The following is a 25845-nucleotide window of genomic DNA, read 5'->3' as shown; positions in this document are numbered from 1 at the left end:
CGTTCATGCTACTCAGGTATCAGTTCGGGCTTGTTCTATGACCATTACGGTCTCTTTCATCGACTTCACCACGATATTTAAAACCTGGCATGAAAAGCATAGGGAATTTTAGCTGGCTGACATAAGCCACTGGTGTGGCTTGCATCGCTTAAATATCCACCTGCGAGCCCAGCTCGATGACCCGGTTGGGCGGGATCTCGAACTGATCCGGGGCGCGCAGGGCGTTGCGCTGCAGCAGCATAAAGAGCTTGCCGCGCAGATAGAGATACCAGGGGCGCTCTTTCATGATGAGCGACTCGTGGGCCATAAAGAACGAGGTCTCCATCATCCGGCAGCTGAGCCCCTCGGCGTTGCAGCGGTGGAAGATCTCCTCCACGTTCGGGGTCTCGCGCCAGCCGTAGCTGGCCACCACCCGCCAGAAGGTGGGGGAGAGCTGCTCGATGCAGACCCGGCGCACATTGTGGACGTAGGGCACATCCTCCACCCGCAGGGTGAGCAGGATGATCCGCTCGTGCAGCACCTTGTTGTGCTTGAGGTTATGGAGCAGCGCATGGGGGATCACATTGACCACCCGCGACATATAGACAGCCGTGCCGGCCACCCGGGTCGGCGGGGACTTTTCCAGCGAGGCGATCATCGGCTCAAGGGAGTTGCCGTGCTCGTTCAGGCGGCGAATAAGCTGGAAACGCTCGCTCTTCCAACTGGTCATCACGGTGAACATCACCGCCCCCAGGGTGAGCGGCAGCCAGCCGCCGGAGAAGATCTTGGCGAGGTTGGCGGCAAACAGCGGCACGTCGATACAGAGCAGCGCGGCAAACAGGATGGCCACCAGATAGGTGTTCCAGTGCCAGCTGTTCTTGGCTACCGAGCAGGAGAGGATCGAGGTGAGCACCATGGTGCCGGTGACGGCGATGCCGTACGCCGCCGCCAGATTGCTGGAGTGCTCGAAGCTCATGATCACAATCACCACCGAGAGATAGAGCATCCAGTTGATGACCGGAATATAGATCTGGCCGGACTCCTGCTCGGAGGTATGAACGATGCGAATGGGTGAGAGATAACCGAGCCGCACCGCTTGTCGGGTGAGGGAGAAAACCCCGGAGATGACGGCCTGCGAGGCGATCACCGTCGCCATGGTCGCCAGCAGCAGCAGCGGCACCAGCGCCCATTTCGGCGCGAGCAGGAAGAAGGGGTTGGCAATGGCGGCGGGGTTACTCAGCAGCAGCGCCCCCTGCCCGAAGTAGTTGAGCACCAGCGAGGGCAGCACCACGATAAACCAGGCGAGGCGGATCGGATTTTTGCCAAAGTGGCCCATATCGGCGTAGAGCGCCTCCACCCCGGTGATGGCCAGCACCACGGCGCCGAGGGCAAAGAAGGAGGTGGTCTGGTACTGGATAAAGAAGCGCACCGCCCAGATGGGGTTGAGCGCACCCAGCACCTCGGGGTTGTGGATGATGCCGCGCAGCCCCAGCACCGCCAGCGTCATAAACCAGATCAGCATGATGGGGGCAAACAGCTTGCCCACCATGGCGGTGCCATGTTTCTGGATGGCAAACAGCAGGGTCAGCACCAGCACCGAGAGGGTGACGATATAGGGGTCGAGGGCGGGGGTGAGAATGCTCAGACCCTCGATGGCCGACATCACCGACATCGCCGGGGTGATCACCACCTCGCCATAGAAGAAGCTGCCGCCAATCAGGCCGAGGATGATCAGCAGCGGCGTCCAGCGGGTGGAGGCGTTGCGGGTCGCCAGCGACATCAGGGTGAGAATGCCACCCTCACCAGCGTTGTCGGCCCGCATCACAAAGGAGAGGTACTTGACCGACACCACCAGGATCAGCAGCCAGACGATCAGCGAGAGAAAGCCGAGAATGGAGGCCGGCTCGACGCCGAACCCGAATTGACCTGACAGGCACTCGCGCAAGGTATAGAGCGGGCTGGTGCCGATATCGCCATAGACTACGCCAATCGCCGCCAGCATAACGCCGGGAGTGGCTTGTTGTTTATCACAGTTCATGAGTTCATCTTGTCAGTTTGATGTTTACACGTTTGCCAACGCACATGCCCTTCCTATCAGGAAAGTCGTGATAGTTAATCGGGAGAGAATTAATGGATTGCGATGGGAAAGGGAGCTAACCGAATAGTGATCTGCTTGTCATGGAACACAGTCTGTTCATCTGTCATTAAGCTTATAATGACACACACTCTGCGAGACTATGCTCAGTTATAAATAATCAAAAGTTCAATTTGAGTAAGGGAATTAATTATCCGGCGATTGAAATATTCACGCGCTTTGCGGGCAACCGTTTGTTTTATCTGTGTATCTTTTCTGTCGTTATTTTCTACTGGGGCGACGATAGAGTCTTTATTTGATATGTGAGAGAGAAGGGGTGACGGAAACATAAAGTAGCCGCCATAACGTTAGCCACTATCAAGTAAAACGAGAGTGGATATGTACGTAGTACGTAGGGTGCAATGAACGAAGTGAATTGCACCAAGTATTAAAGGAGGCAAGAGGTGCAATGCGCTGCGCTTATTGCACCCTATGGTCATGATTATTCTCCATGGTAGTGTTTCAATAAAAAGTAGCGGTCAGGACTGTCTTTAACGCCACTTACGTTACCGACGATTTTAAATCCCATTTTTTCATAAAATTTTGGGGCCTGAAATGAGAGAGTATCGACTTGAGCTGCAATACAGCCTCGTTTTTTTGCTTCGCATTCAGCGATTTCCATTAATTGAATGCCAAGCCCCTGGCCTCGTTTATCATCGTGTACCCAAAGCACCTCGATCAAAAATTGATGATAAATGGTTCGTCCGGCAATGCCACCCACAATCTCGTCGTTATCATTACGAATGATCACCATTAATGGTTGGGATCGCTCCTCACCCATCTTCTTAAAGTTGAATTGTCTGAGATTATCAACAAGTGAATTGAAGATCTCATCTTGATATTCATTATGGATTTTTATATTAATCAAACCTGACTCCATTAAAATGTGATCGTAGGGGGCCATGAACGAAGTGAATTGCACTACGAATTTAATGCGTAAGAACAAAGGTGCAATGCGCTACGCTTATTGCACCCTACCTCACTATGTTCTGCTGTTATTTTCCTCATATGTTGAGATTAAAAATAACGACATTGCTCCAGCTAAATTTACAGCAAGTTCAGCATGTCTCGCTTGTGGTTTAACGGGATGCTTACCATGCCCATGAGCATCACCTAATTTATTGCGTAATGTACCCAAACCATTAACTATCCCAGAGCACCCACCCAAAATCTGTTTGAATATTGGTTCATTATGCTGCTCTGGAGCCATATTTAACTCTTTCGCTGTAAGTTTATACAGATCAGATAGTTCAATTGACGAGGAGTTATAATCAACACCAAGTTCTTCTAAAATATGTTTACATACGCTTTCTAATATTGTACGTGAAATTGTAATTGCACCTTCGGGATCTCTAATTTTTCTCTCTAGAGCTTTAGTCCATGCATGATGGATGCTGGCGGAATCAAAATTTTGTAAAACATCGGATATAGATTGTTGAGCTGGGTGTGTTTCACCTTTCTCTAAGTACTCAAGTAGTTGGTCGAACTCTTGCCATAGGTATTGTCTACGGTCAGCATAGGTTCCATACTCATATTTTATGAACTGCCAGAATTGATCAAGGTTACGATTAGTTTTAACACATCGTGGGGTCATTGTTGCTATTGTTGGATTGCCAAGTAATTCAGCTCTAATAACTTGGTAATCGGCATTATCAGCAACACTGCCAGTTGCTTGCGCAATCAGCATATTTTGTAAGTATGTTACCCGATCAAATAATGTTTCCAAATGGCTTAACTCACTCATCTTATATCTCACGTCTGCATGAAACGACCCCCAACGGAGCTGGTTGTCAAGTGACACATAGTAACCTGAGGGATAAAAAACAGAAGGAGCAGGGGTTGAAAACCCGCTCTGGCTCAATAAATTGGTCAATATAATGTGCTTTTTTGTTCGGTTTTGCTTGATGCTGATGGAATGACTCGATAGTAAAACCAAACAACAAGTCGCCCCGGCATCCTTTCTGATGGTGTTGTTTATTCCCCCGTTCATCAGGCGGGGCAGGGCGTTGTCAGCCGGTGTCGAGCTCGTCACTTTTGTCGTGTCGATCACAGTTCTGCGAGTCGGTCGTCATCGTCACTGGCCTGAAATCTTCGGTTTATCATCCTGATTGCCCCTTTATTTTCAGTGGCTTGCGAATTTTATTTCGCTCACTTCCGTTTTTGGTCTGATAAATGCTTTGTGGGTGAGCCGGCTGCGTCGTCGCTGTGCGAGTGTAGGCCCATCTGGGTTGGCACTTGGCCACGTCGGGCGATGCCAGTGCGGCAGTAACGAACCATTTAGGATCCCTCTCTATGAACAGCTTCGTGATTGCAGATCCCAGTCTCTGTATTGGGTGTCGTACCTGTGAGGTGGCCTGCGCCGTTTCACACCAGTCAGGGTCTTGCAGCTGGACCCTTGAGCGGGAGGGCGGCCTGCATCTTGCCATCGAGGATGGACATCTGGTCTCCAAGGACAGCTATTTCCAGCCGCGCCTGAAGGTGATCGTCGGCAGCAAGGTGACTACGCCGGTGCTCTGTCGCCAGTGTGAAGACAAGCCGTGCGCCATGGCTTGCCCGAACAATGCCATCGTCAGCGAGGATGGTTGCGTCAAGGTGTTGCAGGCGCGCTGCATCGGCTGCAAATCCTGCGTGGTGGCCTGTCCTTACGGTGCCATGGCGGTGGTGGTGAAAGAGGTGGCCCCTGCGGCTGACTCGCTGTTCAAGCGCCCGCAGACCAAGGCGCAAGCCTTGAAGTGCGATCTCTGCCGTCACCGTGAGGCGGGCCCGGCCTGTGTCGAGGTGTGTCCGACCCAGGCGCTGCGCTTGGTGACGCCGGAATCCCTTGGCGAACTGAATCGTCAGAAGCAGCTGGCCAGTGCCGAGGCGATGGCGGCCTGCCAGCGCCAGCCGGTGTTGGCACAGGGTTGAGGCATCAGAGTGGCGTGCGCATTTGGCCCTTGCTGGCTCTGGGCGCCGTCTCTCAGCCGTTTCTTGTTAAAGGCCTTTTAGCGTTAACCGCCTTTTACCGTTAACAAACAAGAGTGTGAGTCATGAAAAAAGTCATTACCGTCTGCCCCTATTGCGGCACCGGTTGCAAAATCAACCTGCTGGTTGAAAACGACAAGGTGGTGGGTGCCGAAGGCGCCAACGGCCGGACCAACGAGGGGCAGCTCTGCCTCAAGGGCTATTACGGTTGGGATTTCCTCAACGACACCAACCTGCTGACCCCCCGTCTCAAGAGCCCGATGATCCGCCGCGAGCGCGGTGGCAAGCTCGAAGCTGTCTCCTGGGATGAGGCGATCGACTTTGCCAGCAGCCGCCTGGCTGCCATCAAGGCGAAATACGGTGCCGACGCCATCATGACCACCGGCTCGGCCCGTGGCCCGGGTAACGAAGCCAATTATGTAATGCAGAAATTTGCCCGCGCCGTGCTGGGGACGAACAACGTCGACCACTGCGCGAGGGTGTGACACGCACCCTCAGTCTCCGGTCTGGAGACAACTGTAGGCAACGGCGCCATGAGCAACGCCATTCCCGAAATTCAAGAGACCAAGTGCCTGCTGGTGTTTGGTTACAACGCTGCTGACTCTCACCCCATCGTCGCCCGCCATATTCTCAAGGCGAAGGCAAACGGGGCCAAGGTGATTGTGTGTGATCCCCGCATGGTGGAGACCGCCCGCATCGCCGATCAGTGGCTGCCGCTCAAAAACGGATCCAACATGGCGCTGGTTAACGCCTTCGCCAACGTGTTGATCAGTGAAGGGCTCTACAACAAAGAGTTTGTCGCCAACTACACCGAAGGGTTCGACACCTTCAAGGCCACGGTCGCCAAATACACCCCGGAATATGTCGAGGGGATCACCGGCCTGAAAGCTGCGGATATCCGCGCCGCCATTCGCACCTATGCCGCGTCGCCTGCGTCCATGATCCTGTGGGGCATGGGGGTGACTCAATACGGTCAGGCGGTGGATGTGGTCAAGGGGCTCGCGGGGATTGCGTTGCTGACCGGCAACTTCGGTCGCCGTGGCACCGGCTGCGGGCCGGTGCGCGGTCAGAACAACGTGCAGGGCACCTGCGACATGGGGATGCTGCCGCACCAGTTCCCGGGTTATCAGTCGGTGAGCGACCCCGAGATCAGCGTCAAGTTCGCCAAGGCGTGGGGCGTGCCGTCTCTTTCCCAGCAACCCGGCTACCGGTTGACGGAGCTTGGCCACAAGGTGGAGGAGGGCAAGTGCAAGGCCTTCTACATCTTCGGTGAAGATCCGGCGCAAACCGAGGCCGATCTGGCCCAGTTCCGTCGCACCCTGGGCGGAATGGATCTGGTGATCGTGCAGGATATCTTCATGACCCAGACCGCCGAGATGGCGGATGTCATTCTGCCCGCCACCAGTTGGGGCGAGCACGAGGGGGTTTACAGCTCGGCGGATCGCGGCTTCCAGCGCTTCTACAAGGCGGTGACGCCCCCTGAGAACGTGAAACCGGACTGGGCGATCTTCTCGCTGATGGCGACCGCCATGGGGTATCCCATGGAGTATCGCGACACCCAACAGATCTGGGACGAGATGCGCGCCCTCTGCCCGCTCTATACCGGGGTCAGCTACGACAAGATGGCCGATCTCAAGAGCGTGCAGTGGCCCTGCCCGACCGAGGATCACCCGGGCACCAGCACATTGTTCGAGGGGAACGTGTTCACCACCCCGAGCGGCAAGGGTCAGCTGATTGCCTCCGAGTGGCGGGCGCCGCTGGAGCAGCCTTGTGCGGAATATCCGCTGGTGCTCTCCACGGTGCGGGAGGTAGGGCACTACTCCTGCCGCTCCATGACCGGCAACTGCTCGGCGCTGCAAACCCTGGCCGATGAGCCGGGCTATGTGCAGATCCACCCGAGTGATGCGCAAAAGCTCGGGGTGAAGGATCAGGCGCTGGTGTGGATCTCGTCACGACGCGGCAAGGTGATCACTCGCGCCAACTACAACGAGCGAGTCAACGCCGGGGTGGTCTACATGACCTACCAGTGGTGGATCGGGGCCTGTAACGAGCTGACCATCGAGCACCTTGATCCAGTCTCCTACACCCCCGAGTACAAGTACTGTGCGGTGAAGATTGAGCGTATTGAAGGTCAGGCTGAGGCGGAAGTGTACGTCCAGACTGAATACAGTGCGCTCAAGGCGAAATTGCGCAGCGCTGCCAAAGGGTAATCGTCGTTAATAAAGTGGATCCAGGCTCTGTTTACAGGGCCCGGATCCCCTCATCCTTTTTTCAGCTGGCAGGTCTCCACCATGAACCGTGAATTAACTATCTCGTTCGGGATTTTTTATGTTTCAGCCTATTTGTTGGCAATGTCATTGGGGATGGGGTGTTACCTCTGGTACGACGAATTGATATTTCTGCTGGGCTTTGGTTTCTTCGGCTGTTTTATCGCTGCGCGCATCGCCATGGGCGCCGTGCTGGCAACCCTGAGCGTGCAGTTGGCCTGGCTCGTGGCCTTCCTCTCCACCACGCTGGTGAATACCCTGCTGCTGGGCCTTTTTGCTCTGGTGGTTTATCTGACTCATCAGGCGGTGTCGGAAGACATATCACAAAATATCAGTTGGTTATTGATGGCATTTCAGCTGCTATCGGCTGGCTTTATTTTCGGTGGACTCAAGTTCCATCCGGGCAATATTGGAAAATCAATTTTCGAACAAATCGGTAGTAAGGAGTCAAATATATGAAACGTATTGAAGAGCAAGCGCAACTGCTGGATCTGGAGTATCAGGGCATCGCCCTGCTGTTTGACCAGTTTTGCCAGCGGGCGGGCACCCTCGCCAAGCAATACAAGTTCTTCAACTGGCCCGATTACGAGGATACCCCGCCACTGTGCCGGGCGTTCACCCTGTTGGGGGAGACGCGCGAGCTCAGACTCTCTTGTCAGCCAGGTGAGCGGGGAGAACTCAACGGTATCATCCAGATCGTCGATGAAACCGGGCAGGTTCAGGCCAGCCAGGTGTATCGGGCCGATGGCCGTTTGCCGCAGGAAACGGGCCGGTTTCTCGATAATCCGCCCGAGCTGCTACTCAAATTGATGCTCGATGCCGTCTGGCAGCCCGGCCTTGTCGAAGGGCAACAGCTCATCGCCACTGAGTGCCGCTGACCACATCGACGCGATGATGCCGATATGCCCCCCGATGCAGGGATGACACGGCATCTCGTGAGCCAGAGGCGCTGTCATCGGGTTCGGGAGACTCAATACCCGCATTCGGACGAAGGGTGCGCATGCATGTCGGAATATCAGCGGGTTGGTTTTGTGCGAGCCCAAGACAACGCATGACAACAGGGTGCTGAAAAACGACAACCCACTGGCGATAACGGATCCGCGCTGAGTGGATCGGCGAATATAGGTGTGGCAGGGATCGGCCCGGAGTAATGAGTCCCGTGTGTGCCCCCATGGTTGTATTGAAAATAGGGCTACCTTATGATCCAACGCTCAGTGCGATACCATTTAATGAGTATTGATTTTTATGATTAAACGTTAATGGACTACGTTTTTTTATTGTGACATCTGACGGAGCTCCCCGTCCTTGCTGATGTCTTGCCTGCATAGCGGTAACGTGAGGCCAGAATGCTAAATGTGAGTGCCATTCCTCTGGACGAAATCTCCCCCATCTGGGATGACGGTTTTCTTTCTCTGTCCAAAACCCTGCTGTCGGCAGTCACCCTCGACGACTTTATAAAAAAACTCAACAAGATCGATGCCTGTTTTGGCGGCGTGACCCGGGTCAACCTGATCCTCAATATGGGTGCGGACGAGGAGGCCATCGTCTATTTCATGGGCGCGATCGGCCCAAAGCATCTGGTCTGCCCCAAGGCAGAGCTGCACGTCTCCCCCCGTCCTACCAAGGAAACCCCGGAACAGGCCATCATTCTCGCTGCCGCCCGCTTTGAGAATCGCTGCCCGGCACTGGAGAGCGAAGGGATCTACGCGGGGCTGCGCTCCTACTGCCAGCTCCCCATCACCACCGCCCGCAGCCACCTTGGCGGGGTCGAGTTTATCAACACCCGGCTCGACAGCTTCACCATGGAGACCCTGGCCAAGCTGACCCAGCTGGCGGCCATTATCGCCATTGCGCTGGAGAACGTGCTCGACAAGGAGCGCACCCTGGAGCAGGCCAACTCCCTGCGCCTTGAGCGCGACAGCTGCAAAATTCTGGTGGATGTGACCAATGCGGTGATCAAACTGGTGCGGATCGCCGAGCTGCCCAAGAGTCTGTTTGCCATCCTGCAGCACCACTTCGGTATCAGCAGCTTGTGTCTGGCCGAGTACAACGCCACCTCCGACAGCTTCAAGAGCTATCTGGTCAATCAGCACCAGAGCGATCAGCCGGGCATCATCGATCACTCCTGTTTCGAGAAGAAGTGCCTGCAGGGAGCCCTTGGTCACAGCGAGCCGTTTTTCGTCTATCGCGAGCACGGTAACGGCTGCAGCAATCGCTGCCGCTTTACCTCCCAGATCCTGCCGCCCGAGGCGGACAGCTCCTGCGTTTTGCCGCTGCGCTATCGGGGCAACCTGCTGGGGGTGTTGATCCTCTCGCACCCCCATGCCGACTTCTTTGCCGATATCGATATCTCCCTGCTGGAGCAGGTGGCGGCGCGCACGGCGATTGCCATGAACAACGTGCAGGCGCAGCAGGAGATCACCAACACCAATGGCGCCAAAGAGAAGACCATTCGCATCAACGAGCCGCAGATGCAGGGGGAGTTCCCTCACATCATCTATCAGAGCGCGGTGATGGAGAGCGTGCTGGAGAAGGTGCGGCTGGTGGCCGAGAGCGACAGTACCGTGCTGATCCTCGGCGAGACCGGTACCGGCAAGGAGTTGATCGCCCAGGCGATTCACGCCCTGAGTGCCCGCCACGACCACGAGATGGTGAAGGTGAACTGCGCCGCCATCCCCACCGGCCTTATCGAGAGCGATCTCTTTGGCCACGAGAAGGGGGCCTTTACCGGCGCCCTGACCCAGCGGATCGGCCGTTTCGAGCGGGCCCACAAGGGCACCCTGTTCCTCGACGAAGTGGGGGATATGCCGCTGGATCTGCAGCCGAAACTCTTGCGGGTATTGCAGGAGCACGAGCTGGAGCGGGTGGGCAACAGCAACCCCATCGCGGTGGATGTGCGGCTGGTGGCCGCCACCAACTGCGATTTGCTCTCCATGGTCAAGAACAAGCGCTTTAGAAGCGACCTCTACTACCGCCTCAATGTCTTTCCCATCGAGCTGCCGCCGCTGCGGGAGCGGCGCGAGGACATTCCGCTGCTGGTGAACTTCTTTATCAAGAAGATCGCCAAGCGGATGCGCCGCACCATCACCTCGATCCCTGCCGATGCTATGAAGATGCTGGTATCGCTGCCGTGGTACGGCAATATTCGCGAGCTGGAGAATGTCATCGAGCGCGCCGTGGTGATGACCCGCGGCCATGTGCTCAACCTCTCGCCGGACGAGCTGATGCCACTCAAGGGCTACCACAAGATAGAGACCCTGGTCTATGACGAGCCCGCTTCTCCGCTCTTTGCCGAAGAGGGGCCGACCGATGAGCGCGAGGCGATCATCGCCGCTCTGCGCGATTGCAATGGCATTGTCGCCGGTGACCGGGGGGCCGCGGCACGCCTTGGCATGAAGCGCACCACGCTGCTCTCCAAGATGAAGCGGCTCGGCATCTCGGCCCGGGATCCCGAGATCATTGACGGGGTCGCACCATGAGGGGCGACGCAATTCTGCTGGAGGAGCGTGGCGAGCAGAGAAAACAAAGAGAGCAGAGTGAACTGGCTCGCTGCGCCGCCCATCGCGAGGTGGTGCACTACCGTGCCGATACGGTAACCAGCGACAGCGAGATGGAGTTGCCCTCCGAGACGCCGGTGGCGCTGGTCTATAACGGCATCGCCCACAGCGTGATGATGTGTTCGGCCTCCGATCTCGAGGATTTCGCCATCGGGTTTTCGCTCTCGGAGGGGATCATCGACAGCCTGCTCGATATCCACGACATCGAGCAGATTGACGGCTGTCAGGGGATTGAGCTGCACATCACCCTCGCCAATCGCTGCGTCCATCGCCTCAAAGAGAAGCGGCGCACCATGGCGGGCCGCACCGGTTGCGGCATCTGCGGCAGCGAGAGTCTGGATCAGGTGATCCGCACCCAGCCAGTGCTGCCCGACAGCCAGCGTCTGGACGTGGGCCATATCGACAAGGTGCTGAGCGCGCTGCGTCCGCTCCAGCTATTGGGCCAGCGCACCGGTGCCACCCATGCCGCGGTGCATCTGGATAGTGCGGGCAATATTCTCGCCATTCGCGAAGATGTGGGGCGGCATATCGCGCTGGACAAGCTGGTGGGCCATCTGTGCCGCACTGGCCGCCGTGACGGCGCCATTCTGGTGACCAGCCGCGCCAGCTTCGAGATGGTGCAAAAGTGCGCCAGCGCCGGGGTGGAGATCCTGCTCGCCATCTCTGCTGCCACCGAGCTTGCGGTCGAGCGGGCCGAGCAGACCGGGCTGACGCTGGTGGGTTTTTGCCGTCCCGGTCGGGCCGAGATCTACAGCGGTTGCCAGCGCATTCTGCTTAAGTGACAGCAAGAGTGAGAGTCCGCTAAACGGCTCATAAAAACAGGCAATGAAAAAGGGCGGGGAGTGTGACTCCCCGCCCTTGTTGTTTCTGCTGCTGTGGCGGATTAGCGCGCCAGCAGAATACGCAGCATGCGGCGCAGCGGCTCGGCGGCGCCCCACAGCAGCTGGTCACCCACGGTAAAGGCAGCCAGATACTCGGGGCCCATATTGAGTTTGCGCAGACGGCCAACCGGAATGCTGAGGGTGCCGGTGACGGCCGCCGGAGTCAGCTCGCGGGCGGTGATGTCGCGATCGTTGGGGATCACTTTCACCCAGTCGTTGTGGGCGGCCAGCAGGGCTTCGATCTCCGCCAGCGGCACATCCTTTTTCAGCTTGATGGTAAAGGCCTGGCTGTGGCAGCGCAGGGCGCCGATCCGCACGCACAAACCATCCACCGGAATGACGGCGTTCTCGATACCCAAAATCTTGTTGGTCTCGGCCTGACCTTTCCACTCTTCACGGCTCTGGCCGTTGTCGAGCTTGGTGTCGATCCAGGGGATAAGGCCACCGGCCAGCGGCACGCCGAAGTTGTCCACCGGCAGGGTGCCGGAGCGGGTCTTCTCGGTGATCTTGCGCTCGATGTCGAGGATGGCGGAGGCGGGGTCTGCCAGCTCGACCGCCACTTCGTCACGCAGCATCCCCATCTGGGTGACCAGCTCGCGCATATGGCGGGCACCGCCACCGGAGGCTGCCTGATAGGTGGCGACGCTGACCCACTCCACCAGATCGGCCTTGAACAGGCCGCCGAGGGCAAGCAGCATCAGGCTGACGGTGCAGTTGCCGCCAACGAAGGTCTTGATGCCATCGTTCAGGGCCTGCTCGATGACGTCGCCGTTGACCGGATCCAGAATGATGACGGCGTCTTTTTCCATTCGCAGGGAGGAGGCGGCGTCAATCCAGTAACCCTGCCAGCCAGCGGCTTTCAGGCGTGGATAGACATCCTTGGTGTAGTCGCCGCCTTGGGCGGTGATGATGATATCCTGCTTGGCCAGTGCCTCGATATCGAAGGCGTCTTGCAGAGTACTGGCATCGACACCGAAGTTGGGCGCGGCCTCACCGGCCTGGGAGGTGGTGAAGAATGTGGGTTGAATATGGGCGAAATCCTGCTCTTCCTGCATCCGGCTCATCAGAACCGATCCCACCATGCCACGCCAACCGACCAAACCTACTTTTTTCATATTGTCCTACCCTGGATTGCTGCTAAAGAAACTCGCGGTGACACCCGTAACCCCTTGTCTGGCGATGCCTGTTTTACAAGCGGTTTACAGGCCATTTAAAAAATATGCGCTGCGAAAAATGCGTCTATCCACATTACGGATTGTGGCGGCTTGCGCAAGTCGAATTGCGCAATATTCTGTGCCGTTTGCTGCATTAACCGGCAGCCAGAGCACCGCTCAGGTAGACGGGGAGGGAGAAGGTCAACATCAGACGAAAAGGCCACCGGTTATGGCGGTGGCCTGTCAATAAAGCGGTTGAAACAGCCCGACAGCGTGGGCGCTTAGCCGTAACGGGCCAGAGTCAGCCCCTCATCGCTGATGGCGGGCTCGCTGCCGCTGATAAGATCGCACAACAGCTGACCCGAACCGGCCGCCATGGTCCAGCCCAATGTGCCGTGGCCGGTGTTGAGCCAGAGACCGGGAATGGGGCTCGGCCCCACCAGCGGGGTGCCGTCCGGCGTCATGGGGCGCAGGCCGGTCCAGAACTCAGCCTTGCTGATATCGCCCCCTTCGGGGAAGAGATCGCCGACCACCATCGCCAGAGTGTCGTGGCGTCTGGGGTTGAGGGCGAGGTTGTAGCCCGACAGCTCCGCCATGCCGCCGACCCGGATCCGCTCGTCAAAACGGGTGATGGCCACCTTGTAGGTTTCGTCGAGCACGGTACTGCGCGGTGCGGCCTCGGCGTTGATCATCGGCAGGGTGAGGGAGTAGCCCTTGACCGGATAGACAGGCAGCTCCAGCCCGATCGGGCGCAGCAGCGGCCGCAAAAAACCGGTGGCATAACTGCCAAGCGCACAGACGATGGCATCGGCGCGATAGCGCTGCTCGCCCGCCCGCACCGCCACGGCACGGCCACTATCACGACCACGGCCCTGCTCAATCTCGTCGATATCGCAGTTAAAGACGAACTTGACCCCGAGCTTCTCGGCTTCAAGGGCAAGGGCCTTGGTGAAGCGGAAGCAGTCGCCGGTCTCGTCGCCGGGCAGACGCAGGCCGCCGACGATTTTGCCGCGTACCCGCGCCAGCGCAGGCTCTGCCGCTTCGCAGCCGCTGGCATCCAGCGACTGGTAGGGCACGCCATACTCCTCAAGCACCTCGATATCGCGCTGACTGGCATCGAGCTGGGACTGGCTGCGAAACAGCTGCAGGGTGCCGAGCTGGCGCCCTTCGTAATCGATGTTCAGCTCGTCACGCAGCAGCTTCATGCAGTCGCGGCTGTATTCGGCCAGACGCACCATGCGCCCCTTGTTGGTGGCATAGGCGGTCGGGGTGCAGTTGGCGAGCATTCTGAGCATCCAGCGAAGCTGGAAAGGGTCGGCAGTGGGGCGCACGGTGAAGGGAGCATGCTTTTGCAGCATCCACTTGGCGGCCTTGAGGGGAATGCCGGGGGCCGCCCAGGGGGCCGCATAGCCCGGGGATATCTGCCCGGCGTTGGCATGGCTGGTTTCAAGGGCAACGCCATCTTGTCGCTCCAGCAGGGTCACCTTGTGACCCGCTTTGGCCAGATACCAGGCGCTGGTTACCCCAATCACGCCGCCACCGAGAACCACTATCTCCATATCGTCTTTCCTTGACTGATCTCCTGATGTGGCCACCACCATAATCAGCCGCCACAGGATATTCAACCGCTCTGCGCAGGATTGGGATCTCCGTCTGCTTGCCGGTTACAGGCTGGTGTTTGGTGCGATGGTGAGCCTGATTGCCAGCGTAAATCGCTGCGCTGTTTTCAGAGGGCATGTGTCAGGGGGCATGGCCCGCTTACAACTGCTCCAGCTTGATCAAATACTGCTCCGCCGTCGCCAGAATGGCCTGCTGCTGCGCTGCCGGTTGGCCATCCCAGTTGGCATAGGGCAGGGCGAGGCGGGGATTACCGCCAAGTTTGTCCCGGTTACGCCAGAGAAAGTGCCAGTAGAGGCTGTTGAAAGGGCAGCTTCCGTCGCCGTGGCGGGCTTTGACCTGATAGTGGCACCCCTTGCAGTAGTGGCCCATCCGCTCGAGATAAGCGCCACTGCTGGCGTAGGGCTTGCTGCCCATCAGGCCGCCATCGGCAAACTGGCTCATGCCGCGGGTGTTGGGCAGCTCGACCCACTCGATGGCATCCACATAGATACCGAGATACCAGGCATCCACTTCGTCAGGATCGATCCCCGCCAGCAGGGCAAAGTTGCCGGTCACCATCAGCCGCTGGATATGGTGGGCGTAACCGTGCTCAAGGGACTGGCCGATGGCGTGGCGCACACAGGCCATCTTGGTTTCTCCATTCCAAAAGAAACCGGGCAGCGGCCGGTTGGCCCCGAGAAAATTGGCGCGCCGATAGTCGGGCATCTTCTCCCAATAGAGGGCGCGCACGAACTCGCGCCAGCCGAGGATCTGGCGGATAAAGCCCTCCACCTGCGCCAGGGTGATGGTGCCCTGATTGGCCTGCCAGTGGGCTTCGGCGGCGCGGATCACCTCAAGCGGATGGAGCATCTTGCTGTTGAGGGAAAACGACAAGCGGCTGTGAAACAGGCTCCAGCCCCGCTCGCTCAGGGCATCCTGATAGCGGCCAAAGTGGGGCAGGCAGTGCGCCAGAAAATGGGCCAGCAGCTCGCGACTCTGGCGCCGGGTGATAGGCCACGGCAGTCTGCTGGCATCCGCCTCGCCGATGGTGCTGACCCCGTGGCGGGTCAGCATGGCGTCAATCTCGCTCACCTCGTTGGCAAAGGTCAGGGGGGCCGGGATTGGCTGGCGTTCCGGCAGTTTGGCGCGGTTCTCGTCATCAAAGTTCCAGCGTCCGCCAAGGGGTTGGCCGCGCTCATCAAGTAGAACTTTGTATTGTTTGCGCAGGGCGCGGTAGAAGAACTCCATCCGGCTGTGGGGATAGCGCTGCCAGCCATCACGGGGAGTGAGAAAATGCTCGCTCTCCACCTCGGTGGCAGGGATGGCAAGGCCCGCCGACCAGCTTTTCAACTGGCTGGCGAGGCGCCACTCGTCCGGGCTCTGCCAGGCAAAGCTGCTGGCCTGATGTGCTTCGAGCTGGGCCTCCAGCAAGCCGGGCAAGTCGGGCCAGCGGGCACTTTCATCGAGGGTCAGGTAACAGACGCGGTGGCCAGCCTTGCCAAGGGCCGCTGCGAAGGCGCGCATGGCGGCAAAGAAGGCCAGCACCTTCTGGCGATGGTGGCGGCAGTAGTCGGTCTCCTGACGCAGCTCCGCCATCAGGTAGCAAACCGCCGGATCCGGCGTGCGAAACCAGCTGTGACCTGCGTTCAGCTGATCGCCGAGAACAAGGCGCAGCTCCATCAGGCTGGTTCCCCATTATCTTGACGGCTGCTGTGACGAGCGTGGCGACAGCGCTCGCTGCAGTAGCGTACGTCCTCCCAGCAGTTTGCCCACTTGCGCCGCCAGCTGAAGGGGCGCTGGCAGACGGGGCAGATTTTTTCGGGCAGATGGGGTTTGCGATGCATGGGTCTTCCAGCTGTGGGCAACGAGGTAGCGTGAACGGGGTCAATTCAACGGGATAACAGCTTAACGAAGCGGGGCGCCTCGTGGATCATCGAGAATCGCGTCGGGTCGAGTGAGTGCGCACTTTGTGAGCGGGCGCACAGCCCGTCGGTGCGCCCCTTGTTTGCCAATTAACCTACCGCTAACGTGGCGAGGCTGCCCGCTGGCAGCACCCATCAATGGATCTTATTGGCCACCGACTGTTTACAACCGACATGGAGGGGAGTGATGCCAGTCATGACAGCTACGCCCCGGGCAGCTTGCCTGCTCGCCCACTGGTATACCCGGGATCCCATTCTCACCTTCGACTTCCCTCACCGCTGATTGGCGGCACCCGCCGTTTGAATTTGTCAGCCGGACGACCCTGATTGCCCCGGCCTCTTTGCCAATTCCAATTTCAAACACACTGGCCCCGCGCCGGTGAGGAGTCTTTTATGCGTCGTATACCCGAACCGTTTCGTATCAAGATGGTCGAGCCCATCAAACAGACCACTGGCGCCGAGCGCCGTGCCGCACTCGAGGCCGCTGGCTGGAACCCCTTCCTGCTGCTGGCCGAAGATGTTTATATTGACCTGCTGACCGACAGCGGCACCGGTGCCATGTCCGACCGTCAGTGGGCCGGTATCATGATGGGGGACGAAGCCTATGCGGGCAGTCGCAACTTCGTTGAGCTGGAGCGCACGGTGCGCGACATTTTTGGTTACCAGCATGTGATGCCCACCCACCAGGGGCGCGGGGCCGAGCAGATCCTCTTCCCCGAGTTGGTCAAGCGCTGCAAGGGCAAGGCGCCGGTCTTTATCTCCAACTATCACTTCGACACCACCAAGGCCCATGTGGAGTTGGCTGGCGCGCGGGCCATCAACCTGCTCACCCCGAAAGCCCTCGACACCACTGCGCCTTACGCCTGGAAGGGGGATTTTGATCTCGGGCGCCTGACCGACACCATCGAGACGCTGGGGGCCGACAACGTAGCCGGGGTCATCATCACGGTGACCTGCAACAGCGCCGGTGGCCAGCCGGTCTCCATGGCCAATATGGAGGCGGTCTCCGAGCTGGCCCGTCACCACCATATTCCGGTAGTGATCGACGCCGCCCGCTTCGCCGAGAACGCCTGGTTTATCAAGGAGCGGGACCCTGCTTATGCCAAAAGCAGCATCAAGGAGATAGTGCGCCAGATGTTCGCGCTGGGGGATATCTTCACCATGTCGGCCAAGAAGGACGGATTGGTCAATATCGGCGGGCTCTGCTGTTTCAAGGAAGATCTCGACCTGTTCCGCGCGGTACAGGTGCGCTGCGTGGCGATGGAGGGGTTTGTCACCTATGGCGGCCTTGCGGGGCGGGACATGGCGGCGCTCGCCATCGGCCTGCGGGAGGGAATGGATGAGGAGTATCTCACCTACCGCATCAGTCAGGTGGCTTATCTCGGCGAGCGGCTGGCCGAGGCGGGCATCCCCATCCAGACTCCCACCGGCGGCCATGCGGTCTTTGTCGATGCCAAAAAGCTGCTGCCCCATATTCCGGCCGAGCAGTTCCCGGCCCATGCGCTCGCCTGCGAGCTCTATCTGGAAGGGGGCGTGCGCGGGGTGGAGATAGGCTCCCTGTTGCTGGGGCGCGATCCCGCCACCGGCAAGCAGGAGGCGGCGGACTTCGAGCTGTTGCGTCTCACCATTCCGCGCCGGGTCTATACCCGGGATCACATGGACTATGTGGCCGACTGCCTGATCGCGGTGAAAGCGCGGGCCAGCGACATTCGCGGGCTCACCTTTGACTACGAGCCGCCGCTGCTGCGGCACTTCACGGCGCGGCTGAAACCGGTTTGATCAGCAACCGATCAGACTGGGTGATCAACAGTACCAAGCCGTGATGATCACCGGCGATTCCCGGTTAAATGGCCCAGTAAAAAAGCCCCCGCACCAAGGTGCGGGGGCTTTCGTTTATCGAAGTAAAGCTGGGGTCAGACCGCCTGATACTCCAGCTCGACGGAGCCCAGCGCCTTGAGGGTGGACTGGGCGGAGTCACGCTGGCTGATCTGGCCGTTCTTGTTCTCCAGCAGCACGGCGCGGCGGATGGTGGCGAGATCTTCGCCGTTAAGCACCGCATGGGCGCAGGCCATCTGCATCGGCGGCAGGCTGGGGTTGAAGGCGGCGTTCTCGGCGTAGCGGCCCGAGAAGATGCGGCCATCGGCAAACTGCAGTGCCACCGCGGCATAGCCCTGACTATAGGGGGCATAGCTTTGACGGGCGGCGGCCAGCGCGGCTTGCCACAGCGGGTCTTCGCTTTGAAGCTCAAGCTCTGCGTGATCCTGCGGGCTCATCAGCGCATCTGTGATGTCGAGATCCGCCGGGCCAAACGAGTGGGGCAGGAAGGATTGCAGGGCGCTCAGGTCATCGGGCAGAGAGACTTTCAGGATCTTGGCGGTGCTCAGCTCGTTCATAAACTGACGGCAATGACCGCAGGGGGTGTAGTTGACGGTGATTTCAGAGATCCCGGTCTCGCCACCCAGCCAGGCGTTGGAGATGGCGGACTGCTCGGCGTGAACCGAGTGGAACAGACCTTGCCCCGCAAACTCCATGTTGGCACCGAAGTACCAGCTGCCGCTCAGGCCGCAGGCGATGGCACCGACATAAAACTTGGAGATGGGCGCCACCGAGCAGGCGGCGGCCAGCGGCAACAGGGCGAGGCGCAGGGCGCGATCATCGAGACCTGTGGCGGCTTTCAGGGTGGTGACTTGCTCCGGCGTGAAGCGGGCGTTGAAGTCGGCACTATCCAGCATGGGCTGCACGGCTGCTTTGAGCGGGGCAGAGAGGGTATCGAATGGCTTGGCAAAACGGGGATGCATAGTGTGTCCTCAAAGGCCAATTGGGCGGCCATTGTAGGGAGCAAGCTCGGGTAAATGTGTGAGCAGGCTCACGCCCTGACGGGCAAACGGAGGGGGATGGTAATGGAAACGTTTGTCTTGTGCAAATTGTGCGGCAGGTCGCACTCCGAGAGGCCAGCGGGCCCCTCGGGGTGCTCAATCTGTGGTCAACAGTACGATCAGATCAGCCAGTGATAGATGGCAAACAGCAGCGGGGCGACGGCGGCGGTAAGGATCCCGCACACCACCATGGCGAGCGATGCAAAGGCCCCCTGGGTGATCCCCTTTTCGGCAGAGGTAGCGGTGCCGATGGCGTGAGCGCAAGCGCCCATGGCGAGTCCTTGCGCTTCCGGGTCAGTCACTTTCAGCAATTTGAGCAGCGGATAGCCGATCAGGGCGCCGACAATCCCCACCACCACTACCACGGCGGCCGCGATGGCGGGAATGCCGCCGATGGACTGGCTGACGCTCATGGCGAGCGGGGTGGTGATCGATTTGGTGGCAAGCGAGGCGAGCAGCGCCGGAGCTGTGCCCATAAAGTGACCGATCAGCAGGGTTGTGCACACCGAGATCAAGACGGAGGCGAGGGTACAGATTAGGATGGGCTTGAGTTTGGCCTGAATTTGGCGTGCCTGCTGATAGAGCGGCAGCGCCAGCGCTACCACGGCGGGCTCCAGCAGCATGGTAATGGGGCTGCTGCCGCGCTCGTACTGCTCAAGGGGCAGATCAAACCAGAGCAGCAGGCCGATGATCACCGCGGTCGGCACCAGCACCGGATTGATGATGGGCCAGGGCAGGCGGCGATAGAGGGCGCGGGTGGCGAAATAGAGCGCGAGCGTTAAGGGAATGGCGAGCCAGAAGATCATTTGTTCATCCTCTGGTAGAGCCGACCGACGGTGGCGAGGATCAGCACGATCCCGAGCACGATGCAGAGCATGATGACGCCGAAGGATTGGCGCAGGGGCTCAAGCCAGGCCACCAGCCCGACTGCAACCGGCACGAACAAAACGCCCATGTGGCGCAGCAGCAAGCCAGCGCCCAGCTCGACCCAGTGCAGCTTGATCAGTTGCAGGGAGAGCAGCACAAACAGCAGCAGCATGCCGATGATGCTGCCGGGAAAGGCGAAGGGCAGGATGGCTGCCACGGTTTTGCCTGCCAGCAGGCAGGCGACGATGACCATAAAGTCACGAAGGTAAAGCAAGGCGCGTTGCGCGATCACGTGAGCCTCATCGACTGGGAAGAAAAATCGCAGTTTACCAGAGAGGCCGGGTCGCGGCATTAAAACAATAACAACTGAAATCAGTTCATTTGAAGCTGATTTGTATGGCGATGATCGGTTGAACAATCTTTTGAACATCGTCTGATAGAACCCTTTTTCGAACTACAAGGAGTAGTGATGACATCCCTCTTGTCCCGAGTTCGCCAGTTGGCGAACGATAACGCATTGCCCCCCCATCTGCTGCAAACCCGTCAGTGGGAAGGGCCTCTGTGCCGGGTGCGACTCGACAACACCGGCGCTGATGCTACCCCGGTTGACCACTGGGTGCTGTTTGACGGCAAGCTTGGCCTGCCGGTGGAGAGCGCCATCTATGGCGAAGGATTCCAGATGTTGGCCCAGACCATGGGGAGCTGGCAATCACCGCAACATGTCGGCCGTTGTCCCGATGCCAGCGTCTATCGCATCACCGATGACAATGGCCATCACACCATTCACAACCTGTTGCTGGTGGAGCATAACAAGGGGTGGCTGCTGCTCGCCTTTGCCAGCTGTCACCGTTTTGGCGGGGAGTTTCGCCTCTATCCCGATGGTCGCTTGCAGATCCTGATGAACTGCGAAGGGCGGGAACTCGCGGCCGGTGAGCACTGGCAGAGCGAGGCGCTGATCTGTCTCGAAGGGGCGGAGCGCGAGGATCTGCTGGCCGAGCTGGCCCGGATGATCGAGGCCGAGCACGGCTCGCTGATCGGCCAGGTGGGTGAGCGCCCCAATGGCTGGTGTTCCTGGTATCACTACTATGCCGAGGTGAGCGCTGCCGATATTCGCGAGAACCTGCAGGTGCGTGCCGAGCGCTTCCCGGTCCTGCGTTATGTGCAGATCGATGACGGTTATCAGGCCAAAATGGGCGACTGGCTCACGCCCTCCGCCAAGTTCGAGCAAGGGGTGGCCTCACTGGCCGCCGAGATCAAACAGGCTGGCTGCGAGCCCGCTCTCTGGGTCGCTCCCTTTATTGCCGAACCAAGCTCGCAGGTGTTTCAGGATCATCCCGACTGGTTTGTGAAGGGGGATGACGGTCTGCCGCTCCCTTCCGAACGAGTGACTTATGGCGGTTGGCGTTGCACTCCCTGGTATGTGCTGGATGGTACCCACCCCGAGGTGCAAGCGCACCTTGAGCAGGTGTTCCGCACCCTGCGTGAGCAGTGGGGCATCCACTACTTCAAGCTCGATGCCAACTTCTGGGGCGCAATCCACGGTGGTCGATTCCACGACTCGGCCGCCACCCGGGTTGAAGCATATCGGCGCGGTACGGCGGCCATCCTGCGCGGTGCAGGTGAAGGGGCTTTCCTGCTCGGTTGCAACGCCCCCATCTGGCCAAGCCTTGGGCTGGTGCACGGCATGCGGGTGAGCGATGATGTGGAGCGCAACGGCCACCGCTATCGCCAAATTGCCCGCGAGGCCTTCTGCCGTGCCTGGCAAAATGACAAGCTCTGGGCTCTCGACCCCGACTGTATCTGCCTGCGGGATCTGCCGACCCAGCAGGCAAGCCAGACTGAATACAGCTTCCATCTGGCTGCACTGGTAGCGAGCGGCGGCATGATGCTGGCGGGTGATCGACTGCAAGATCTCGATGAGGAGCAGGCGGCGCAACTGCGTAAGCTGCTGGAGCTCTGCGCGGCCCGAGCACCCTCTGCCCGTTTCGAGTCGATGGACTTTGCCTGCGGCGAAGTGAACCTGCCGCAAGGGGGATCCTTGCTCTGCCTGTTCAACTGGGAGGCGCAACCACAGGAGTTTCTGCTGCCGCAAGGGGGAAGAGATTTCTGGGATGAGCAGGCTGTCGGCACAAGCGTGACCCTGCAAGGGGGCGAGGGGCGGGTGATCCACTACACCTGATCACTGCGTCACTACAAACAATTCAGGCTCCATCACGGAGCCTGAATTGTTTTCAATCACTAGTTATCACGCCGCAGTTAGTAACGCCACTCAAAGCCGATGGCGTATTTGGCGGAGCCATAGCCCGGAATGTCGCTGCCGGAGGCGATCGCCTTGAGGGTCAGCAACGGGGTGAGGGGTATCCCCAGACCGAAGCCGATGGCCAGCTGATCGTTGGGGTTCCCCATCAGATCAACCCGCATCACCCGATAGAGGGACATATCCTCGCTCAGGTGTGTATACGCCTGTGACGCACGGTTATAGGCCTGACCAAATACCTCCAGCTGAAAACCGGACTGGGCACTGATGGCCAGCGGCACCCCGACAAACTTGTAGAGATGGGAACCGTTGAAGTAGCTGTTGGTGATCTGGGGAGTGAAGTCAGTCTGCTGGTAGAGCGTGCTGAAGTTGTGTTCGACGATGCGATAGGTTTGCTCCGGCAGGCGAGCAAGATAGTCCGGCACATCGAACCGGTATGCGGCGTTGGCTACCAGCGGCAGCAGGGTCAGTAATCCGAGCAATGCGTGGTGACGAGGCATCAGCAAATGGCTTCCGTTCGGCCAAACAGATCTCTTGCTTGGGAAACATCCGCTCAGGACGTTGCAAGATATTGGTTTTTTGGGAAATCCCCTTCGTCATTATGACCTGAAGAAGGGGATGGGCGGGAAGGATTTATTGTGAAACTACTCACAACTCATAAATCTTCCAGATAGCGATAGAGACTCTTGAGAATCGCAAAGTTCCGTTCGTTACTCTGGTTCTGCTCTGCCAGCGCCTCGAGACGGGGCACATAGTCCGGCAGACGGCGGCTGAAGTAGTCGCTGCAGTGCAGGCGCCAGCGCTTTTGCTCCGTTTCGCTCAAGGTGTGCGGCCAGTTGCGGGCGCGGTAGCGAAACAGCATCTCTGGCAGCCTTGAATCGGTGAAGGCAAACTCCCGCTCACCCAGCAGATCCGCCGGGGTGGCGCGCACCAGATCCATGGTGGACTTGTCGCCGTGGCCAAAGAATCCGGCGTAGAGCTGGGTATCGGGGTCGCTGTCATTGCTGCCGGCAAACTCCTGATTGAACACCTCCACCAGTTTTTCCCGCACCTCCGGGTGGGCACGCAGCAGATCCAGGCTCTTGCGGCACTGCTCCCGATCGATGCCCAGCTCATCGGCCCGCTCTGGCGTCAGGGTGGCGGCAGGTGCCAGCACCGGGCACTTGTTGATGTGCACCAGTTTCACCGGAATAGCCGCGAGATCCCCCAGCTCCTCTTTCTTGGTGTAGAGGCGCTCGCGGATCTCCTCGCTGGTGAGTTCGATAAGCGGGGTAGGGTTGCGGGTCAGATCCACCATGATCACCGCATTCTGGTTGGTGGGATGCCAGGCGAGCGGCGAGACCCAGCTCACGCACCCTTGCCAGGGGGAGAACATGCCGGAGACGTGTACCAGCGGCTTCATGGTCACCACGTCAATCAGCGCCTTCACCTTGTTTTTGTTACGAAGGTCAAACAGGTAACCAAACAGCTTGGGTTGGGCTTTTTTTACCAGCTTGGCCATCTCGATGGTGGCCAGCACGTCCGAGAGCGCATCGTGAGCATTGGCGTGCGCCACACCGTTGGCGACCGTCAGCTTCTCCAGCCGGAAACTCGGCTTGCCCTCATCGTCAAACGCCCACTCAATCCCCTCCGGCCGCAGGGCATAGCAGGCCCGCAGCATGTCGAGAATGTCCCAGCGGGAGTTGCCGTTTTGCCAGCTGTAGGCATAGGGGTCATAGAAGTTGCGATAGAGGGTGTAGCGGGTCACTTCGTCATCGAAGCGGATGCTGTTGTAGCCCAGCACGCAGGTATTCGGGGTGGCGAACTGCTCGTGGATCTGGCGAATGAAATCCGCCTCGCACAGCCCGTCTTTCATCGCCTTTTGTGGCGTGATGCCGGTAATGAGGCATGCCTCCGGATCCGGCAGGTAGTCTGCTGGCGGCTTGCAATAAATCACCAGCGGCTCGCCAATGAGGTTGAAATCCGCATCGGTACGGATACCGGCAAACTGTGACGGCCTGTCTTTGGCGGGGCTGATGCCGAAGGTCTCGTAGTCGTGGAAGTAGAATGTGGGCTCGTTGCCGGCGTGTGCTGTTTTGCTCATGTTGCTCGAGATGAGGTATCCGATGACGGCGCCTGGCGCCAGGGTGGGCGGTGCCAGGCACCACAATTGCCTGCATGGTAAACCATAGCGCAGGCAGAACGAAGGGCGAGCCGCGCAGGTGATGGTTTATTGGGCGGACAGAGACCTCATAGAAATCGAGGGGAGTCAGCCAATCAGGTGGCCAAATTTACTATGTCACTACATCCACCGCTTCAGTAGGTCGGAGACATTGCTCTTTTGAGTCGCGTTGATCTTGCCCGTGGTTTTTTTGCAAGGATCCGCGCTCATCCGATTTGTTATGAAGGCGCTCACAAATTTGAGCAATCGTTTAGTTTTGGACGAAATCTCTGGTGTATCATTTATTCAAAATAATGAAGATAAAAATAATGACAAACCCATACATCAGTAAAGAAGGCATGGCGGTGATATGCCTTGCGAAGTATCTCATGACGACCCAGCCTGACGACCGTCTGAGGACGATAGAGTCCTTGTCGGACGAGATCGGTGTATCGGTCGGATTTATACAGAAGGCGTTTACCACGCTGGAAAATGATAAGGCGGTCAGCCTGAGCAAACAGGGGCGTAACGGGACCTATATTCGACAGCTCGATTATCAAAAGTTGGTTCGTTATTCCGGCATCAGCCATGTGGTATGCGCAATGCCGCTACCTTATACAAAGCACTACGAGGGACTGGCCAGTGGCTTGAAAGCTCAACTTGGCAGCCTGCCGCTCTATTTTGCCCATATGCGCGGCGCCAATGTGCGGGCCGAATGTTTGAAAAACGGTGTTTATGACCTGGCCATTATGTCCAAGCTTGCAGCCGGTACGTTTGGCGGTAGCGTTAAGATCCTGGCGGATCTGGGGGCAGAGTCCTATTCACTCGAGCACCGTCTGATTTATCGGACAAACGAATATGAAACCATCAGGCGCGTGGGGGTGGATCCGGCATCTCCCGACCAGAGCATTCTGACCGAGAAGGCGTTTGTAGGAAAGGAGATTGAAATTGTCGAGATCAACTATTCCAACAGCTTGAGTTATCTCGTTTCCGGACAAATTGATGCGGTCGTGTGGTTGCCCGAGGCCATCGATATGGATGTATCGGGGCTGAGTGAAAAATCGCTCCAGCATATTGATGAATGCCGTCAGGCATCCCAGGCGGTCATTCTTGTCAGTCGCCAGAGCCCGCATATCAGCGAGCTAATTAATAAATTACTTGATGTTCATCAACTTTTGGGGCATCAGCGTTTGGTTATTAAAGGGAAGTTGATACCCAGTTATTAATATTTTGAGTATGGAGATATGC

21 protein-coding genes are annotated in these 25845 nt (G+C 58.5%); 9 read left to right on the top strand and 12 right to left on the bottom strand.

What is annotated here, in order from left to right; all coding sequences use genetic code 11:
• Positions 1 to 148: 148 nt before the first annotated feature.
• From kup to I6G90_RS05765, 3 genes are all read right to left on the bottom strand, one after another.
• On the bottom strand, positions 149 to 2017 hold the full coding sequence (gene kup, locus I6G90_RS05775; RefSeq protein WP_197930203.1) for a low affinity potassium transporter Kup: 1869 nt from the start codon (positions 2015 to 2017) through the stop codon (positions 149 to 151).
• Between the two features lie 538 nt (positions 2018 to 2555).
• A complete protein-coding gene (locus I6G90_RS05770; RefSeq protein ID WP_232254420.1) occupies positions 2556 to 3017 on the bottom strand; it encodes a GNAT family N-acetyltransferase in 462 nt (153 codons plus the stop codon).
• Between the two features lie 78 nt (positions 3018 to 3095).
• Entirely contained in the window at positions 3096 to 3857 is a 762-nt protein-coding gene (locus I6G90_RS05765; RefSeq protein ID WP_197930201.1) for an abortive infection family protein, read from the bottom strand.
• 548 nt (positions 3858 to 4405) lie between these two features.
• On the opposite strand from I6G90_RS05765, the gene I6G90_RS05760 reads away from it, so the two are divergent.
• The 6 genes from I6G90_RS05760 (at position 4406) to fdhD (ending at position 11683) form a co-directional block, all read left to right on the top strand.
• The gene (locus I6G90_RS05760; protein ID WP_197930199.1) at positions 4406 to 5020 is read left to right on the top strand and encodes a 4Fe-4S dicluster domain-containing protein; all 615 of its coding nucleotides are present in this window, start codon (positions 4406 to 4408) and stop codon (positions 5018 to 5020) included.
• Positions 5021 to 5142: 122 nt separating this feature from the next.
• The gene (gene fdhF, locus I6G90_RS05755; protein ID WP_197930197.1) at positions 5143 to 7287 is read left to right on the top strand and encodes a formate dehydrogenase subunit alpha; all 2145 of its coding nucleotides are present in this window, start codon (positions 5143 to 5145) and stop codon (positions 7285 to 7287) included.
• A gap of 81 nt (positions 7288 to 7368) precedes the next feature.
• The gene (locus I6G90_RS05750) at positions 7369 to 7803 is read left to right on the top strand and encodes a hypothetical protein (protein ID WP_197930195.1); all 435 of its coding nucleotides are present in this window, start codon (positions 7369 to 7371) and stop codon (positions 7801 to 7803) included.
• The gene (locus tag I6G90_RS05745; RefSeq protein ID WP_197930193.1) at positions 7800 to 8222 is read left to right on the top strand and encodes a hypothetical protein; all 423 of its coding nucleotides are present in this window, start codon (positions 7800 to 7802) and stop codon (positions 8220 to 8222) included. Before I6G90_RS05750 ends, I6G90_RS05745 begins: the two co-directional genes overlap by 4 nt.
• A 468-nt stretch (positions 8223 to 8690) precedes the next feature.
• Positions 8691 to 10823 (top strand): sigma 54-interacting transcriptional regulator, encoded by a 2133-nt coding sequence (locus tag I6G90_RS05740; protein ID WP_197930191.1) that lies wholly within the window; start codon positions 8691 to 8693, stop codon positions 10821 to 10823.
• Positions 10820 to 11683 (top strand): formate dehydrogenase accessory sulfurtransferase FdhD, encoded by an 864-nt coding sequence (gene fdhD / locus I6G90_RS05735; RefSeq protein WP_232254419.1) that lies wholly within the window; start codon positions 10820 to 10822, stop codon positions 11681 to 11683. The genes I6G90_RS05740 and fdhD overlap by 4 nt, the downstream gene beginning before the upstream one ends.
• 101 nt (positions 11684 to 11784) lie before the next feature.
• Here the strand turns inward: fdhD and asd are convergent, their stop codons facing one another.
• From asd to I6G90_RS05715, 4 genes are all read right to left on the bottom strand, one after another.
• On the bottom strand, positions 11785 to 12897 hold the full coding sequence (asd, locus tag I6G90_RS05730; protein ID WP_197930189.1) for an aspartate-semialdehyde dehydrogenase: 1113 nt from the start codon (positions 12895 to 12897) through the stop codon (positions 11785 to 11787).
• A gap of 320 nt (positions 12898 to 13217) precedes the next feature.
• Positions 13218 to 14495 (bottom strand): D-amino acid dehydrogenase, encoded by a 1278-nt coding sequence (locus I6G90_RS05725; protein WP_197930187.1) that lies wholly within the window; start codon positions 14493 to 14495, stop codon positions 13218 to 13220.
• Between the two features lie 199 nt (positions 14496 to 14694).
• Positions 14695 to 16215: a cryptochrome/photolyase family protein gene (locus I6G90_RS05720; RefSeq protein WP_197930185.1), complete on the bottom strand. Its 1521-nt coding sequence runs from the start codon at positions 16213 to 16215 to the stop codon at positions 14695 to 14697.
• On the bottom strand, positions 16215 to 16379 hold the full coding sequence (locus I6G90_RS05715) for a DUF2256 domain-containing protein (RefSeq protein WP_197930183.1): 165 nt from the start codon (positions 16377 to 16379) through the stop codon (positions 16215 to 16217). Before I6G90_RS05715 ends, I6G90_RS05720 begins: the two co-directional genes overlap by 1 nt.
• A gap of 471 nt (positions 16380 to 16850) precedes the next feature.
• Here I6G90_RS05715 and I6G90_RS05710 point away from each other — a divergent pair, with 471 nt between their 5' ends.
• Complete coding sequence (locus I6G90_RS05710; RefSeq protein ID WP_197930181.1) at positions 16851 to 18236, top strand: tryptophanase; 1386 nt, start codon at positions 16851 to 16853, stop codon at positions 18234 to 18236.
• A gap of 134 nt (positions 18237 to 18370) precedes the next feature.
• On the opposite strand, the gene cdd is transcribed toward I6G90_RS05710, so the two are convergent.
• The 3 genes from cdd to I6G90_RS05695 all read right to left on the bottom strand — a co-directional run bounded on the left by cdd (position 18371) and on the right by I6G90_RS05695 (position 20492).
• The gene (gene cdd, locus I6G90_RS05705) at positions 18371 to 19255 is read right to left on the bottom strand and encodes a cytidine deaminase (RefSeq protein ID WP_197930179.1); all 885 of its coding nucleotides are present in this window, start codon (positions 19253 to 19255) and stop codon (positions 18371 to 18373) included.
• Positions 19256 to 19452: 197 nt separating this feature from the next.
• On the bottom strand, positions 19453 to 20139 hold the full coding sequence (locus I6G90_RS05700) for an LrgB family protein (protein WP_197930177.1): 687 nt from the start codon (positions 20137 to 20139) through the stop codon (positions 19453 to 19455).
• The gene (locus tag I6G90_RS05695; protein WP_101347227.1) at positions 20136 to 20492 is read right to left on the bottom strand and encodes a CidA/LrgA family protein; all 357 of its coding nucleotides are present in this window, start codon (positions 20490 to 20492) and stop codon (positions 20136 to 20138) included. Before I6G90_RS05695 ends, I6G90_RS05700 begins: the two co-directional genes overlap by 4 nt.
• A gap of 177 nt (positions 20493 to 20669) precedes the next feature.
• On the opposite strand from I6G90_RS05695, the gene I6G90_RS05690 reads away from it, so the two are divergent.
• On the top strand, positions 20670 to 22379 hold the full coding sequence (locus I6G90_RS05690) for a glycoside hydrolase family 36 protein (RefSeq protein WP_197930175.1): 1710 nt from the start codon (positions 20670 to 20672) through the stop codon (positions 22377 to 22379).
• Positions 22380 to 22456: 77 nt separating this feature from the next.
• Here the strand turns inward: I6G90_RS05690 and I6G90_RS05685 are convergent, their stop codons facing one another.
• A complete protein-coding gene (locus I6G90_RS05685) occupies positions 22457 to 22957 on the bottom strand; it encodes a hypothetical protein (protein WP_139405582.1) in 501 nt (166 codons plus the stop codon).
• Positions 22958 to 23112: 155 nt separating this feature from the next.
• On the bottom strand, positions 23113 to 24540 hold the full coding sequence (sbcB, locus tag I6G90_RS05680) for an exodeoxyribonuclease I (RefSeq protein ID WP_197930173.1): 1428 nt from the start codon (positions 24538 to 24540) through the stop codon (positions 23113 to 23115).
• Between the two features lie 386 nt (positions 24541 to 24926).
• On the opposite strand from sbcB, the gene yhfZ reads away from it, so the two are divergent.
• Positions 24927 to 25823, top strand: a complete 897-nt coding sequence (gene yhfZ, locus I6G90_RS05675; RefSeq protein ID WP_197930171.1) for a GntR family transcriptional regulator YhfZ — start codon at positions 24927 to 24929, stop codon at positions 25821 to 25823.
• Positions 25824 to 25845 lie beyond the last annotated feature (22 nt).

The sequence above is a fragment of the Aeromonas allosaccharophila genome, assembly GCF_016026615.1.
In the GTDB taxonomy this organism is placed as follows: Bacteria; Pseudomonadota; Gammaproteobacteria; order Enterobacterales; family Aeromonadaceae; genus Aeromonas; species Aeromonas allosaccharophila.
The sequence above is the reverse complement of the archived record's forward strand: the minus strand, read 5'-3'. Positions and strand labels throughout refer to the sequence as shown.